Genomic DNA, 13,549 nt, shown 5'->3' with positions numbered 1-13,549 from the left:
GAGGACTGTTGACATGAAGAAGACTGCATTGCCCCTGCTGACCCTGAGTCTGCTGACCCTGGCCTCGGGCGCCGCCCTCGCCAACTACCCTGAGAAGCCCGTCAACATCGTCGTGCCCTTCTCGGCCGGCGGCCCCACCGACAAGGTGGCCCGAGACCTGGCCGAGGCCCTGCGCAAGCCCCTGGGCGCCACCATCGTGATCGAGAACGTCGGCGGTGCCGGCGGCACGCTGGGCGCCACCAAGGTGGCCAAGGCCGCACCCGATGGCTACACCTTGTTGCTGCACCACATCGGCATGGCCACCTCGCCGGCCCTGTACCGCAATATGCAGTACAAGACGCTCGACGATTTCGAGTACCTGGGCCTGATCAACGAAGTGCCCATGACCCTGATCGCCAAGCCCTCGATGCCCGCGAACAGCTATGCCGAGCTGGCCAAATGGCTGGATGCCAACAAGGGCAAGGTCAACCTGGGCAATGCCGGCCTGGGCTCGGCCTCGCACCTGTGCGGCCTGCTGTACCAGAGCACCATCAAGATCGACATGACTACCGTGCCCTACAAGGGCACCGGCCCGGCCATGACCGACCTGCTGGGCGGCCAGATCGACCTGATGTGCGACCAGACCACCAACACCACCAGCCAGATCGAGGGCGGCAAGGTCAAGGCCTATGCCGTCACCAGCAGCAAGCGCCTGACCGCGCCCGCGCTGGCCAAGCTGCCCACGCTCGATGAAATGGGGCTCAAGGGCTTCAGCGTCAACATTTGGCACGGCGTCTACGCCCCCAAGGGCACGCCCAAGCCGGTGCTGGAAAAGCTGGCCGCGGCCCTGAAGGTGGCCCTGGCCGATGCCGATTTCCACAAGCGCCAGGAAGCCCTGGGTGCGGTCATCGTCACTGACAACCGCGTCAACGGCGCCGAGCACAAGAAGTTTGTCGAATCCGAAATCAACAAATGGGGCCCCATCATCAAGGCGGCCGGCCAGTACGCCGACTGAAGATGGTTTGATGGCGTGGAAGCCCGCAGACGCGCCCTGCGTCTGAGTCCCAGAGCCCGGCTTGCCGGGCTCTTTTTCTTGGGGTCCGCCGGCCAGGTGGGTGGCTCCCATCATCTTTGGCTGGCCTAAAGCTTGGCCGCGAAGAATCGCCGCTGTCTTCAACCACAGCGACCGCCCGGCGCCGCCTCCATCGGCCGCGGTCTTCATGCGATGCGATTCACATCCCCTGCCCAAGCCGTCTCCCGTCTTTCCGCCCTGGCTCTGCGTCTGGGCCTGGTTGCCGCCTGCCTGCTGCCTCTGGCCGCCTGCCAGACCCTGCGCCTGGGCGACCAGGAGTTCATCAAACCCGACCGCCTCAGCGGCTTCCAGGCTCGCAGCACCCTGCAGTCGACCGCGCTGACGCGCCAGAACCCGGCCGTGCGCCTGCTGCCGCAAAGCCTGAGCGTGCCGGGCGCCAGCGCCGACGCTGCGCCGGTGCAGCTGCAAGGCCTGAGCCTGCAGCGCCCCGATGCCCTGGCCACGGTGCTGTACTTCGGTGGCAATCTCTTCCACATCGACGATGGCGGCGACGCCGTGCTGGACGCCCTGGCCGGCTGCCCGGTCAATGTCTGGATGTTCGACTACCGCGGCTATGGCCGCAGCGGCGGCGAGCCCAAGGTCGAGACGCTGACGGCCGACGCGCTGCGCCTGTATGACCATGTGCGCGACCATGTTCGGGCCCAGCAGCCGGCCGGTGCCGGCCCCGTGCTGGTTCACGGTTATTCCCTGGGCAGCTTCATGGCCGGCCAGGTGGCCCAGGCGCGCCCGGTGGACGGCCTGATTCTGTCCGGCGCCGCCCCCAGCCCGCGCGCCACGGCCGAGCATGCCGTGCGGCGCCGTGCCGGCCTGCTGGCGCCCCTGCTCAAGCTGGAAATCAGCGAGGGCCTGGAGCGCATCGACAACCGCCAGGCCCTGGCCGCCTACCGCGGCCCGACCCTGGTGCTGGCCGGGGGCCGGGATGAGACCACGCCGGCCGAGCTGGGCCGCGCGGTCTTCGAGGCCCTGCCCGGAGGCGAGCACAAGCGCTGGGTCGAGCTGCCCGAGGCCAGCCATGCCGGGCTGATCCGACAGGGGCCTGCCCAGCCGGCGTACTGCGAACTGGTGCGGCAGGTGGCCGGCAGCACTGGCACCCCCACAGGAGCCTCCACCGGCGCCGGGCGCTGAGCCGAGCTCAAGCCCGCGAAGCCATCGGCAGGCGCACCCCAAAGGCGCAGCCACGCGGCGGTTTCAGCTCCGGCCGCGGGCTGAGCAGGCTCAGCGAGGCCCCGAGGCGCAGGCTGGCTTGCTGGACGATGGCCAGGCCGAGGCCAGCGCCCTCCACCGGGGTCGAGCCCTTCGGGCCGCGCTGGAAGCGCTGGAACAGCCGGCCCTGGGCCTCGGGCGGGATGCCCGGGCCATCGTCCTTGACCCACAGCTCCAGCACATCTGGCTGAGCCGGATCGTGCAGCAGCTGCAGTTCCAGCTGGGCGCCGTGGCCGGCGTAGCGCAGCGCGTTGCCGATCAGATTGCCGACAATGGAGGCCAACGCTTGCGGCTCCACCCGCCAGGGCAAGTGCTCAGGGGCATCCAGGCTCAGTTCGATGCCCGAGCGCTCGGCCTCGGGCAGAAAGGTGAGCAGCTGTTCGCGCAGCCACTCGGCCAGGTCCAGGTCTTGCGGCACCGGCGCCGAGGCTGCCTCCATGCGGGCCAGGGCCAGCAATTGCTCCACCAGGTGCGAGGCGCGCGCCACGGCGGCGTCGAGCTGCCGACCTGCCTGCTCGCGCGCGCCAGCGTCTTCGGCGCGGCGCAGCACATGGGCCTGGGCGCTGATCCAGGCCATGGGCGTGCGCAGCTCATGCGCGGCGTCGTCGACGAAGCCGCGTTCGCGCTCCAGATGGCCGCGCAAGCGGCCCAGCAGGCTTTGCAAGGCCTGCACCAGGGGCTGCAGCTCGCGGTGGCGCAGGGCTTGCTGCAGAGCCGGGGGCAGGGGGCTCAGATCCTCCGGCCGGCGCTGGCGCAGCTCGCGGCTGAGCCGGTTCAGGGGCGCGAGGCCGCGCGTCACCGCCAGCCATAGCGGCAGCAGGATCAAGGGAAAGGCCAGCAGCAGCAGGGGCAGCAGGGCCTGGTGGATACCGGCAAAGATCTGCCGGTCGCTCATCGGCAAGCTGATGCGGTGCAGCGCCCAACGGGCGTTGCTGCGGCTGCGCAGCAGGCAGTCCTGGCCGGGCAAGCTGCAGCGGCCGGGGCTCAGCTGCCAGTTCAAGCCCGGCAGCTCGCGCAGGCGCTCGGCCACGTACACCGGTGGCGCATCGTCCGGCAGCCGGCGGTCGCGCAGGATGAAGCCGGCCCGGGTGCTTTGGCCGGCGTCCTGAAGCTCCTGCTGCGAGAGCTCGTCGATGCTGCGCAGGCGCAGGGCGGCCTCGGCGGCGCTGTGCTCGGGGCGCAGCTGGGCCAGCACCTGGTCCACGGTCTGCTGCAGACGGGCCTCGCGGCCCTGGGCCCAGCGCTGCCAGTAGAGCAGCAGCAGGGCGGCCCAGACCAGCACAAAGGCCAGCAGCAGGGAGACGATCAGCCGCCGCGTCAGGCTGGGCCCGAGCCAGCGCGCACGCAAGCTGCCCGGCCTGCTCATTCCGGCCGTTCCAGGCGGTAGCCCACGCCGCGCAGGGTGTGGATGCGCTCGGGCCCAATCTTCTTGCGCAGATTGGACATGTGCACCTCCAACGCGCTGAACTCCAACGCTTCGCCCAGCGGCTCCAGGCGCTGGGCCAGGGCGCCCTTGGCCACGGCCCGGCCAGGTTCGCGCGCCAGCTCCAGCAGGATGTTGAACTCGCGCGGTGACAGCTCCAGCGCCTGCCCGCCCACGCGGGCCGTGCGCGCGCCGGGCGAGATTTCCAGATCGCCGATGCGCCAGAGTTCGCTGGCCTGCTGGGCATAGCGCCGCTGCACGGCCCGCATGCGCGAGAGCAGCTCGGGCATGGCAAAGGGTTTGACCAGGTAGTCGTCGGCGCCGCCGTCCAGGCCGCGCAGACGCTCATCCAGACCCGAGCGGGCCGTGATCAAGAGCACCGGCGTCAGCGCGCCGCCGCGGCGCCAGCGGGCGAGCAGGTCGAAGCCGCTGCCGTCCGGCAGGCTCAGGTCGAGCAGCACGCAGGCGTAATCGGCCAGCTCCACGGCCTGGGGGGCGTCGGCCGCGCGGCGCAGCCACTGGCTGCTGAAGCCCTCGGTCTGCAGCACCTGCTGCAAGGCCCGGCCCAGCTCCAGATCATCTTCCACGATCAAGACATGCATGGCGCGGCATTGTCCCCATGCCCCTGCGCGGCCCGCCTCGGGACAAACCGCAGGCGGGGCGAGCCGATCAAGGCGCCCGGCGGGCCGCGTCCAGCAACTGCAGCACCAGCGGGTGGTGCTGGCCACGGCGCGAGCGGATGGCGTGGATCTCTTCCTTCACCTCCTCGACATGGCCCAGCAGGCGCAGGCCATGCATGCGTTCCAGGTCTTCACCGCCGAGGCGGCTGACCGGAAACACACCCAGGCCGCGCGAGGCGAACACGGCCATCAGGGCGCTGTCCTCGAACTCGCCGACGATATTGGGCTGCAGCCCCTGTTCGGCGAACCAGTGGTCGAGCGTGCCGCGCAGGGCCGAGTGCGCCGTGGGCAGCAGCACCGGCAGGCGGTTCAGGCAGAGCGGGAACTCGCGCAGCTCGGCCGCGTGCACCAGGGTCTTCGGCCCATACCAATCGACCGGCGCCTGAACCAGCAGCTCGCTGCTCAGACGCAGGCCCGGCTTGTGCGGCGCCGGCCGCCCGGCCAGCACCAGGTCCAGCTTGTGCATGGCCAGCTCGGCCAGCAGCGGGTCGACCTCGCCCTCGTGGCAGAGCAGGCGCAGGGACTCGGTGCCCAGCACCGGCGCGAGCAGGGCGTGGGCGGCCAGTTTGGAGATGCCGTCGCTCAGGCCCACGGCCAGGCGGGCCGTCGGGCCTTGCGCCGCCTGGCGCACCTCCTCCGGGATCAGGCTGCCGAGGCGGAAGATTTCTTCGGCGCGCGCAAACGCGGTCTGGCCCGCCTCGGTCAAAGCCACGCCGCGGCCGGCGGGCTTGAGCAGCTGGTGCCCGAGCGATCTCTCCAGCTCGCGCACCTGGGTGCTGACCGTCTGGATGGCCATGTCCAGCCGTTCCGCGGCGCGCGCAAAGCCGCCTTCCTGGGCCACGACCCAGAAGTAGTGCAAGTGCCTGAAATTCAGCATGGAGCCTCCGCGCTCAATCTGTTGACTTCCGAAAAACAGAAGTGAATCGTATGCCAGCGCTGCTTGTTTGGAAGTGTGGCGCGGCGGAGAATGCAGCCATCTGTGTTTCGGACAAGAAGGGGGAAGACGATGGCCTATTACCTGTTGACCTGGTTGATGGTGGGGCTGCTGGCTGCGCTCTGGTCGCTGGCCAGCTGGGCCTTTCACAGCCTGGCGGTGTGGACCGTGACCGCCCTGGGCTCGCAAGCGGAAGGGTTGCCCACCCTGGGTGCCCGCCTGTCCGACCTGCATTTGCCGGCCTGGCTGGCGCCCTGGGTGCCCGAGGGCTTGCTGCAAGGCCTGGCCGAGTTTGTGGATCTGTTCGCGCCCCTGCTCAAGGCGGTGCTGGAGGCCATGCCCGTGCTCGGTGAATGGCTCTCGCCCTTGATCTGGGTGGGCTGGGGTCTGGGCATGTTCTTGCTCCTGCTGCTCGGTGGCGGCTTGAGCCTTTTGCTCAAGCTGATGCAGAGCAAGGCGGCCAGCTTGGCCCCGCAGCGTTCGTTGCCTTCGGCTTGAAGTGCACCGGACTGCATCACATCTGAATTTGGAGGACTGAGACCATGAAACGCATTGCCTTGTTTCTATTGACCAATCTCGGCGTCATGCTGGTGCTGGGCCTGGCGGTCCACCTGCTCGGGCTGAACCGCTTCTTGCATGCGAACGGCCTGGACTTGACCACCTTGCTGGGCTTTGCCCTGGTGATGGGCTTTGGCGGCGCCTTCATCTCGCTCCTGATCAGCAAGCCCATGGCCAAATGGACCACGGGCGTGCAGATCATCAACCAGTCGAACGACACCACCCACATCTGGCTGGTGACCACGGTGGAGCGCTTCGCCGAGAAAGCCGGCATCGCCACGCCCGAGGTCGGCATCTACGAGGGTGCGCCCAATGCCTTCGCCACCGGCGCCTTCAAGAACTCGGCCCTGGTGGCGGTGTCCACCGGCCTGCTGCAGTCCATGACGCGCGAAGAGGTGGAGGCCGTGATCGGCCACGAGGTGGCCCATGTGGCCAACGGCGATATGGTGACCATGGCGCTGATCCAGGGCGTCATGAACACCTTTGTGGTCTTCCTCTCGCGCATCGTGGGCTACTTTGTCGACAAGATCGTCTTGCGCAATCAGAACGACGGCCCGGGCATCGGCTACTACGTCACCACGCTGGTGATGGACCTGCTGCTTGGTGTGGTCGCGGCCCTGATCGTGGCTTGGTTCTCGCGTCAGCGCGAGTTCCGTGCCGATGCCGGCGCCGCCCAGCTGATGGGTCGCAAGCAACCCATGGTCAATGCCCTGGCGCGCCTGGGCGGCCTGGACCCGGGCGAGATGCCCAAGGCCATGCAGGCCATGGGCATCAGCTCGCGCCCCGGCGGCATGCTGGCGCTGTTCTCCAGCCACCCGCCGATGGAGCAGCGCATCGCCCGCCTGCAGCAATCGGCCTGAGTCATCACCCATCCATCTGGTTTCAAGGAGCAAGCACCATGAGTGCACAACATATGCTGGAACAGCTGTTCAAGTCGGGCCTGAGCTTGCTGGACGGCAAGAGCGGCGGCCGAGGGCCGGACTGGCGGCAGATCGGCGGCGGCGCCGCGGCGGGCGGTGCGCTGGGCCTGCTGCTGGGCAGCAAGCGAGGCCGCAGCTTTGGCGGCAAGGCGCTCAAGTACGGCAGCCTTGCGGCCCTGGGCGCGGTGGCGTACAAGGCCTACCAGTCCTGGCAGGCTCAGCAGGCCCAACAAGGGCAGCAGCAACAGCCGCCTGCAGCGCAACCGGCAGCCTTGGCCGCCCCATCGCAGAACCCGGCACCCCAGGAGCAGCATGGCCGGGCCTTGCTGCAGGCCATGATCGGCGCGGCCAAGGCCGACGGCCATCTCGATGCCCGGGAGCGCGGTCTGCTGGAGACCGAGTTGCAGCGCCTGCAGGCCGAACCGGCCCTGCGCCAGTGGATGGAGGCCGAACTCGCGCGCCCGCTGGATCCGGCTCAGGTGGCGCAGGCTGCCAGCAGCCCGGAGCTGGCTGCCGAGATGTACCTGGCCAGTCTGCTGGTGGCCGACGAAACCAGCTTCATGGAACGGGCCTACCTCGACGAATTGGCGCGCCAGCTGCGCCTGCCTTCCGGCTTGAAAGCCGAGCTTGAAGCCCAGGCCCTTGTGAGCTGAGCGGCGGCGTGCTCAGGCGAACAGCTCGGGCCGCAGCGGCAGCTCGCGAATCCGCCGGCCGGTCAGTGCAAACAAGGCGTTGACCACGGCCGGCGCGATCGGCGGCGTGCCCGGCTCACCGACTCCACCCGGCGCCGCGCTGCTGGGCACGATGTGCACCTCGATCTGGGGCATTTGCGCGAAGCGAACTGCCTCGTAGTCGGGGAAGTTGCTTTGCTCGACCCGGCCGTTTTTCAAGGTGATCTCGCCGTAGAGTGCGGCCGACAGGCCGTAGACGATGGAGCCCTGCATCTGGGCTTCGACCGTGTCGGGGTTGACGACCACGCCGCAGTCGAGGGCGCAGACCACTCGATGCACCCGCGGCTGCCCATCCTGCAGCGACACCTCGGCCACCTGGGCACACCAGGAGCCAAAGCTCTCATGCACGGCGATGCCGCGGGCCCGTCCCGCCGGCAAGGGCTGACCCCAGCCGGCCTTGGCCGCGGCCAGCTCCAGCACCGCGCGGTGGCGCGGCTTGTCAACCAGCAGGGCGCGGCGGAACTCGAAGGGGTCTTTTTTTGCGGCGTGGGCCAGTTCGTCGATGAAGCCCTCGGTGAAGAAGGCGTTGTAGGAATGGCCAACGCTGCGCCAGGAGCCAATCGGCACCGGTGTTTTCACCCGCAGCTGGCGCACGCTCAGGTTCGGTATGGCGTAGGGCAGGTCGAAAGCGCCTTCGATCTGGTTCTTGTCGGGAGAGTCCGCCGCCATCGAGGGCAGCAGGCGCTCGGTCGTGGCCAGGCCGATGGAAGGCGCGGCCACGCGGTTCAGCCAGGCCTGGGGGCGGCCTTGCGCATCGAGCGCGGCGCTGAAGCTGGCCATGGCGACGGGGCGGTACATATCGTGCTGCATGTCCTCCTCGCGCGACCACACGAGCTTGACCGGCCGGCCTTGGGCCTGCATGGCCAGCAGCACCGTCTCTTCGACCATGTCCAGCTCCAGGCGGCGGCCGAAACCGCCACCGAGCAGGGGCACATGCAGCGTCACATGGTCGCTGTCGATGCCGGCCACCTGGGCGGCCTTCCAGCGTGCCAGTGATGCCACCTGCGTGCCGCACCACACCTTCAGATGGCCGTCCTTGAATTGGGCCGTGCAGTTGATCGGCTCCATGGCCGCGTGGGCCAGGAAAGGGGCTCGATAGAGCGCGTCCAACTGGCGCTCGGCCTGCTGCAAGGCGGCCTCGGCGTCGCCAAGCTGGCGGAAGCCGCTGCCCTTGTCCTTGCTGTCCAATGTCTGCTTGAGCTGACGGTCGATCTGAGCGGAATCGAGCTGGGCGTTGGGGCCTTCGTTCCACTCGATGTCGAGCGCATCGAGCGCCTGCTTGGCGCGCCAGTAACGATCGGCCAGCACCACCACCGCGCGTTCCTGCAGCACGATCACATCGGCCACGCCACGGCGGGCCTTGGCTGCGGCGCTTTCGAGCTTGTGGACCTTGCCGCCCAGCACCGGGCAGTGGCGGATGGCAGCGTAGAGCAGGCCCTCGGGGCGCATGTCGATGCCGAACTGCGCCTGGCCATTGACCTTGGCCGGAATGTCGGTGCGCGGCATGGGCTTGCCGATCAGGCGGAACTGGCTCGGGGTTTTGAGGGTCAGGTCTTGCTGCGGGCTAATCCGGGCGGCGTCCGGCGCCAGCTCGCCAAAGCCGGCCTGGCGCCCGCTGGCCGGGTGGCGAACCACACCGGCTTGCACCTGGCAGCTTTCCGGCGTCACGTTCCAGCGCTGTGCCGCGGCATCGAGCAGCATGGCCCGCGCGGTGGCACCGGCCAGGCGCAGGGGCTCCCAGGCATCGCGGATGCTGGAGGAGCCACCGGTGATCTGCAGGCTCAGCAGATAGCCGACCCGCTGCATGGAGCGCCGGGCCAGGTTCGCCAGCAGGCTGTCATCGTCAGCGCTGAAGGGCAGGACATTCACCAGCACTGCCGTGTTGGCGTAGATCTGCGCCAGCGGTGCTTGTTCGGTGCTGACCTGCTTCCAGTCGGCGTCCAGCTCCTCGGCCACCAGCATGGCCAGGGCCGAGTGAACGCCTTGGCCCATCTCGGCGCGTGGTGAGGCGACGATGACGCGGCCGTCCGGCAGGATCTTGACCCAGCCGTTCAACGCGACCTGGCCCGGCTCGGTCGGCAGCTGGGTTTTGTCACCCAGGCGGGAGGCGGCTGAGGGCGCCGTGGTCAAGCCCACGCCGAGTAGCACGCCGCCGCCCAGCAGGCCACCGGCAATCAGAAAGCCGCGGCGCTTCATGCGGAGGCACTCCCGTTCAGTTGCTGGGCGGCCAGATGGATGCCCGCTCGAATGCGCTGGTAGGTACCGCAGCGGCAGAGGTTGTTGATGTCGGCGTCGATGTCGGCATCACTGGGCTTGGGATTGCTGCGCAGCAGCGCGGCTGCGGCCATGATCATGCCGCTCTGGCAGTAGCCGCATTGCGGCACCTGCAGCTGCACCCAGGCCGCTTGCAGGGCGGCGGTGATGCGGTCGGGCTCGGCCTCGATGGTGCGGATCTTGGTGCCTTCGAGGGCCGAAATGGGCATGACGCAGGAGCGAGTGGCCACGCCGTCCACGCTCACGGTGCAGGCGCCGCAGCTGGCCACGCCGCAGCCAAATTTCGTGCCGGTCAGGCCCAGCTCGTCACGCAGCACCCAGAGCAGGGGCGTTTCGGGCTCGATGTCCAACCGTAGGTCCTGGCCGTTGACGTTCAAGGAGATGCTCATCGGGGAGGCTCCAGGGAGGATCAGCGAATCGTGATCGGGATGGTCACTGGCCCGTCATTGAGCAGGCTGACCTTCATGTCGGCGCCAAATTCGCCGGCTTCCACCCGGGGGTGCAGGCGCCGAGCGACTTGCAGGCAGTGGTCATACAAGCGCCGCCCCTGCTCGGCGCCGGCCGCGCCGGTGAAGCTGGGCCGGTTGCCGCTGCTGCAGTCGGCGGCCAGGGTGAACTGCGAGACGATCAGCAGGCCGCCGGCGATGTCTTGCACGCTGCGGTTCATCTTGCCGGCCTCGTCACTGAAGACGCGCAGCTTGAGCACCTTGGCAATCAGCTTGTCGGCCTGAGCCTCGCTGTCGCCCGGCTCGGCGCAGACCAGCATCAGCAGACCCGGTCCGATGGCGCCGGTGATGTGGCCTTCCACTTCCACCTGGGCGTGTTGCACGCGTTGCAGCACGGCGATCATGGCTTCAACTCCATCTGACTTTCATCTTGTGGGTCATCAAAATGCGCTTCCACATCGCTGGGCAGCAGCTGGATGCTGGCGCGCAAGCCGGGCACGGCGACCATCAGCGCGCGCTCCAGCGCATTGCGCTCGGCCGCGGCCTGGCCCAGGCTCCAGCTGGCGGGCATGTGCATGTGCAGGTCGAGGTAGCGGCGCTGGCCGGCGCTGCGGCTGGCGATGTGGTCGAAGCGGATGTGCTGGGCCTGGGCAAAGCGGTCCAGCACTTCTTGCACCGCGCGCAGCTCTTCAGGGTCCAGGGCTGGGTCCATCAGGCCGTGGCTGGACTTCCAGACCAGGTGCACGCCCTCGCGCAAGATGTTGAGGGCCACCACGGCGGCCAGCAGCGGGTCCAGCCACTGCCAGCCGGACAGCATGACGCCGAGCAGGCCCAGCACCACACCGGCCGAGGTCCAGACATCGGTGAACAGGTGCCGTGCATCGGCCTCCAGGGCCATGGAGCGGTGCTCGCGCGCCTTCTTCAGCATGGCCCAGGCCAGGCCGCCGTTCAAGGCCGAGCTGATCACCGCCAGGGCCACGCCCAGGCCCAGGCCTTCCACCGGCTGCGGGTCCAGCAGGCGGTGAACCGAGGCCCAGATGATCCCCAGGCCGGCGGCGATGATGAGCACGCCTTCAAAGCCGCTGGAGAAATACTCGGCTTTGTGGTGGCCAAATGGATGCTCGGCATCCGGCGGCTTGGCCGCCACCGTGACCATGGCCAGGGCGAAGATGGCGCCGGCCAGGTTGACCAGGGATTCCAGCGCATCGGCGGCCAGGCTGACGGAATCGGTCCACCACCAGGCGCCGGTTTTCAGGGCGATGGTCACCAGGGCGACGGCGATGGACAGCTTCAGGTAGGAGGCGACTTGCATGGCCCGCATTGTGGCGGCCTTCCGCTGAAGCGCGGCTGAATGGTGCGGCGCTTCAAACCTACAATCGCGCCAGTTTCAACCCCTGCCTGCCGAGCGCCCGCCGCCATGACGAACGACACGACCGCCACCTCCAGCACCGATGTGGCCCATATTGCCCCGCGCGAGAAGGCCGAGATCCTGTCTCAGGCGCTGCCCTACATCCGCAAGTACCACGGCAAGACCATCGTCATCAAATACGGCGGCAACGCCATGACCGACCCGGAGCTGCAGAAAGACTTCGCCGAGGACGTGGTGCTGCTCAAGCTGGTGGGTCTGAACCCGGTGGTGGTGCACGGCGGCGGCCCGCAGATCGAAGGCCTGCTGAGCAAGCTGGGCAAGAAGGGCCATTTCATCCAGGGCATGCGCGTCACCGACCAGGAGACCATGGACGTGGTCGAGTGGGTGCTGGCCGGTGAAGTGCAGCAGGACGTGGTGGGTCTGATCAATGCCGCCGGTGGCAAGGCCGTGGGCCTGACAGGCCGTGATGGCGGCTTGATCCGCGCCAAGAAGCTGATGATTCAGGACAAGGATGATCCGAGCAAGGAGCACGACATCGGCCAGGTCGGCGACATCGTCTCCATCGACCCCAGCGTGGTCAAGGCCTTGCAGAACGACCAGTTCATCCCCGTGGTCAGCCCCATCGGTTTTGGCGAGCACAACGAGAGCTACAACATCAACGCTGATGTGGTGGCGGCCAAGCTGGCCACTGTGTTGCGTGCTGAAAAGCTCTTGATGCTGACCAATATCCGCGGCGTGCTGGACAAGGAAGGCCAGCTGCTGACCGAGCTGACCCCGCGCCGCATCGACGAGCTGGTGGCCGACGGCACCATCAGCGGCGGCATGATCCCCAAGATCGCCGGCGCCATCGACGCGGCCAAGAGCGGCGTCAACGCGGTCCACATCATCGACGGCCGCGTGCCACATGCCATGCTGCTCGAGATCCTGTCGGACCAGGCGTACGGAACAATGATTCGGTCTCACTGAGACCGAAGGCTTGTTCCGCGTCTGACCGAAGGGAAGACTTGCAATGATTCGGTCTCACTGAGACCGAAGGCTTGTTCCGCGTCTGACCGAAGGGAAGACTTGCCATGATCCGGTCGCACTGAAGTTGAACCACTCAGCTGTGTCGTGAACGAGCGCCGCGCGTCCCAGGTCTGGTTCTTCGACCTCGACAACACCTTGCACAACGCCTCGGCCCATGTGTTCGGGGCGCTCAATGTGGCGATGAACGAGTACATCGTCCGCCACCTGGGGGTGCCAGGCGATCAGGCCGCAGAGCTGCGTTCGCGGTACTGGCACCGTTACGGCGCCACGCTGCTGGGCTTGGTTCGCCATCACGGTGTGTCGGCCGCGCATTTCCTGGCCGAAACGCATGCGCTGCCGGGTATGGAGCCAGGCTTGCACAGCCATGCCCATGACCTGGCCGCCTTGCGCCGCCTGCCCGGGCGCAAGTTCCTACTGACCAATGCGCCGCTGGACTATGCCTTGCGCGTGCTGCACACCCTGGGCATGGCGCGCGACTTTGAGGCCGTGATCGCGGTGGAGCAGATGCGCATGTTCGGCCAGCTGCGGCCCAAGCCGGATGCGCGCATGTTCCGCCACCTGCTGGCGCGTTTGAAGCTGCTGCCCGGCCAATGCATCCTGGTGGAAGACACCCTGGTGCACCAAAAAGCGGCGCGCCGCGTGGGCATGTCCACGGTCAGGATGCAGCGCTGGCTGAAGTGTGCTGCCACCGGGCCGGGCGCACAGCAGCCGCTGCGTCGCCGCCCGGCCTATGTCGACCGTCGGGTGCGCAGCCTGCAAACCCTGCTTCGCTGAAGCGTCGCCACGGCGCTGCTCCACGTGCATGCCGCTGGAATCCGGCGTCATGTCTGGCTGGCTTGCCTATCCCAAGGATGTGGGATGTGAGGCGGCCCAACCCTAGGGGCTTGCCGCATTGGCCGCGGCGGGCGAGGGG

14 protein-coding genes are annotated in these 13,549 nt (G+C 68.1%); 7 read left to right on the top strand and 7 right to left on the bottom strand.

The annotated features are described in order from the left end of the window. Positions 1-13: 13 nt before the first annotated feature. Both C1O66_RS10195 and C1O66_RS10190 read left to right on the top strand, forming a co-directional pair. The gene (locus C1O66_RS10195) at positions 14-994 is read left to right on the top strand and encodes a tripartite tricarboxylate transporter substrate-binding protein (protein WP_102767778.1); all 981 of its coding nucleotides are present in this window, start codon (positions 14-16) and stop codon (positions 992-994) included. Positions 995-1,204: 210 nt separating this feature from the next. Continuing rightward, positions 1,205-2,197 (top strand): alpha/beta hydrolase, encoded by a 993-nt coding sequence (locus C1O66_RS10190; RefSeq protein WP_102767777.1) that lies wholly within the window; start codon positions 1,205-1,207, stop codon positions 2,195-2,197. 7 nt (positions 2,198-2,204) lie between these two features. On the opposite strand, the gene C1O66_RS10185 is transcribed toward C1O66_RS10190, so the two are convergent. The 3 genes from C1O66_RS10185 to C1O66_RS10175 all read right to left on the bottom strand — a co-directional run bounded on the left by C1O66_RS10185 (position 2,205) and on the right by C1O66_RS10175 (position 5,255). Next, positions 2,205-3,641, bottom strand: coding sequence for a sensor histidine kinase (locus C1O66_RS10185; protein ID WP_102767776.1), 1,437 nt, complete (start codon positions 3,639-3,641; stop codon positions 2,205-2,207). Further along, positions 3,638-4,300, bottom strand: coding sequence for a response regulator (locus C1O66_RS10180; RefSeq protein WP_102767775.1), 663 nt, complete (start codon positions 4,298-4,300; stop codon positions 3,638-3,640). Before C1O66_RS10180 ends, C1O66_RS10185 begins: the two co-directional genes overlap by 4 nt. A gap of 67 nt (positions 4,301-4,367) precedes the next feature. Then, a complete protein-coding gene (locus tag C1O66_RS10175) occupies positions 4,368-5,255 on the bottom strand; it encodes a LysR family transcriptional regulator (protein WP_102767774.1) in 888 nt (295 codons plus the stop codon). Positions 5,256-5,384: 129 nt separating this feature from the next. On the opposite strand from C1O66_RS10175, the gene C1O66_RS10170 reads away from it, so the two are divergent. The 3 genes from C1O66_RS10170 to C1O66_RS10160 are packed head-to-tail and all read left to right on the top strand — an operon-like array spanning position 5,385 to position 7,443. Beyond that, a complete protein-coding gene (locus C1O66_RS10170; protein WP_102767773.1) occupies positions 5,385-5,810 on the top strand; it encodes a hypothetical protein in 426 nt (141 codons plus the stop codon). Between the two features lie 44 nt (positions 5,811-5,854). Next, entirely contained in the window at positions 5,855-6,730 is an 876-nt protein-coding gene (htpX, locus tag C1O66_RS10165) for a protease HtpX (RefSeq protein ID WP_102767772.1), read from the top strand. 38 nt (positions 6,731-6,768) lie between these two features. Beyond that, entirely contained in the window at positions 6,769-7,443 is a 675-nt protein-coding gene (locus C1O66_RS10160) for a tellurite resistance TerB family protein (protein ID WP_102767771.1), read from the top strand. A 12-nt stretch (positions 7,444-7,455) separates the two neighbouring features. Here C1O66_RS10160 and C1O66_RS10155 read toward each other — a convergent pair whose 3' ends face one another. Genes C1O66_RS10155 through C1O66_RS10140 form a run of 4 tightly spaced genes read right to left on the bottom strand, consistent with a single transcriptional unit; the run spans position 7,456 to position 11,553 of the window. Continuing rightward, complete coding sequence (locus tag C1O66_RS10155; RefSeq protein ID WP_102767770.1) at positions 7,456-9,717, bottom strand: xanthine dehydrogenase family protein molybdopterin-binding subunit; 2,262 nt, start codon at positions 9,715-9,717, stop codon at positions 7,456-7,458. After that, positions 9,714-10,184 (bottom strand): (2Fe-2S)-binding protein, encoded by a 471-nt coding sequence (locus C1O66_RS10150; RefSeq protein ID WP_102767769.1) that lies wholly within the window; start codon positions 10,182-10,184, stop codon positions 9,714-9,716. The genes C1O66_RS10155 and C1O66_RS10150 overlap by 4 nt, the downstream gene beginning before the upstream one ends. Positions 10,185-10,204: 20 nt before the next feature. Continuing rightward, complete coding sequence (dtd, locus tag C1O66_RS10145) at positions 10,205-10,645, bottom strand: D-aminoacyl-tRNA deacylase (protein WP_102767768.1); 441 nt, start codon at positions 10,643-10,645, stop codon at positions 10,205-10,207. Next, positions 10,642-11,553: a cation diffusion facilitator family transporter gene (locus C1O66_RS10140; protein ID WP_102767767.1), complete on the bottom strand. Its 912-nt coding sequence runs from the start codon at positions 11,551-11,553 to the stop codon at positions 10,642-10,644. Before C1O66_RS10140 ends, dtd begins: the two co-directional genes overlap by 4 nt. 105 nt (positions 11,554-11,658) lie before the next feature. Here C1O66_RS10140 and argB point away from each other — a divergent pair, with 105 nt between their 5' ends. Continuing rightward, positions 11,659-12,576, top strand: coding sequence for an acetylglutamate kinase (gene argB, locus C1O66_RS10135; RefSeq protein WP_102767766.1), 918 nt, complete (start codon positions 11,659-11,661; stop codon positions 12,574-12,576). A gap of 144 nt (positions 12,577-12,720) precedes the next feature. Continuing rightward, entirely contained in the window at positions 12,721-13,410 is a 690-nt protein-coding gene (locus tag C1O66_RS10130; RefSeq protein ID WP_102767765.1) for a pyrimidine 5'-nucleotidase, read from the top strand. Positions 13,411-13,549 lie beyond the last annotated feature (139 nt).

Source organism: Paucibacter aquatile, assembly GCF_002885975.1.
GTDB classification, from domain to species: domain Bacteria; phylum Pseudomonadota; class Gammaproteobacteria; order Burkholderiales; family Burkholderiaceae_C; genus Paucibacter_A; species Paucibacter_A aquatilis.
The sequence above is the reverse complement of the archived record's forward strand: the minus strand, read 5'-3'. Positions and strand labels throughout refer to the sequence as shown.

Coding starts and splice junctions, on each gene's coding strand:
- C1O66_RS10155 (WP_102767770.1), bottom strand. CDS start 9,717: ATGAAGCGCCGCGGCTTTCTGATTGCCGGTGGCCTGCTGGGCGGCGGC.
- C1O66_RS10170 (WP_102767773.1), top strand. CDS start 5,385: ATGGCCTATTACCTGTTGACCTGGTTGATGGTGGGGCTGCTGGCTGCG.
- C1O66_RS10150 (WP_102767769.1), bottom strand. CDS start 10,184: ATGAGCATCTCCTTGAACGTCAACGGCCAGGACCTACGGTTGGACATC.
- C1O66_RS10175 (WP_102767774.1), bottom strand. CDS start 5,255: ATGCTGAATTTCAGGCACTTGCACTACTTCTGGGTCGTGGCCCAGGAA.
- htpX (WP_102767772.1), top strand. CDS start 5,855: ATGAAACGCATTGCCTTGTTTCTATTGACCAATCTCGGCGTCATGCTG.
- C1O66_RS10180 (WP_102767775.1), bottom strand. CDS start 4,300: ATGCATGTCTTGATCGTGGAAGATGATCTGGAGCTGGGCCGGGCCTTG.
- dtd (WP_102767768.1), bottom strand. CDS start 10,645: ATGATCGCCGTGCTGCAACGCGTGCAACACGCCCAGGTGGAAGTGGAA.
- C1O66_RS10190 (WP_102767777.1), top strand. CDS start 1,205: ATGCGATTCACATCCCCTGCCCAAGCCGTCTCCCGTCTTTCCGCCCTG.
- C1O66_RS10195 (WP_102767778.1), top strand. CDS start 14: ATGAAGAAGACTGCATTGCCCCTGCTGACCCTGAGTCTGCTGACCCTG.
- C1O66_RS10140 (WP_102767767.1), bottom strand. CDS start 11,553: ATGCAAGTCGCCTCCTACCTGAAGCTGTCCATCGCCGTCGCCCTGGTG.
- argB (WP_102767766.1), top strand. CDS start 11,659: ATGACGAACGACACGACCGCCACCTCCAGCACCGATGTGGCCCATATT.
- C1O66_RS10160 (WP_102767771.1), top strand. CDS start 6,769: ATGAGTGCACAACATATGCTGGAACAGCTGTTCAAGTCGGGCCTGAGC.
- C1O66_RS10185 (WP_102767776.1), bottom strand. CDS start 3,641: ATGAGCAGGCCGGGCAGCTTGCGTGCGCGCTGGCTCGGGCCCAGCCTG.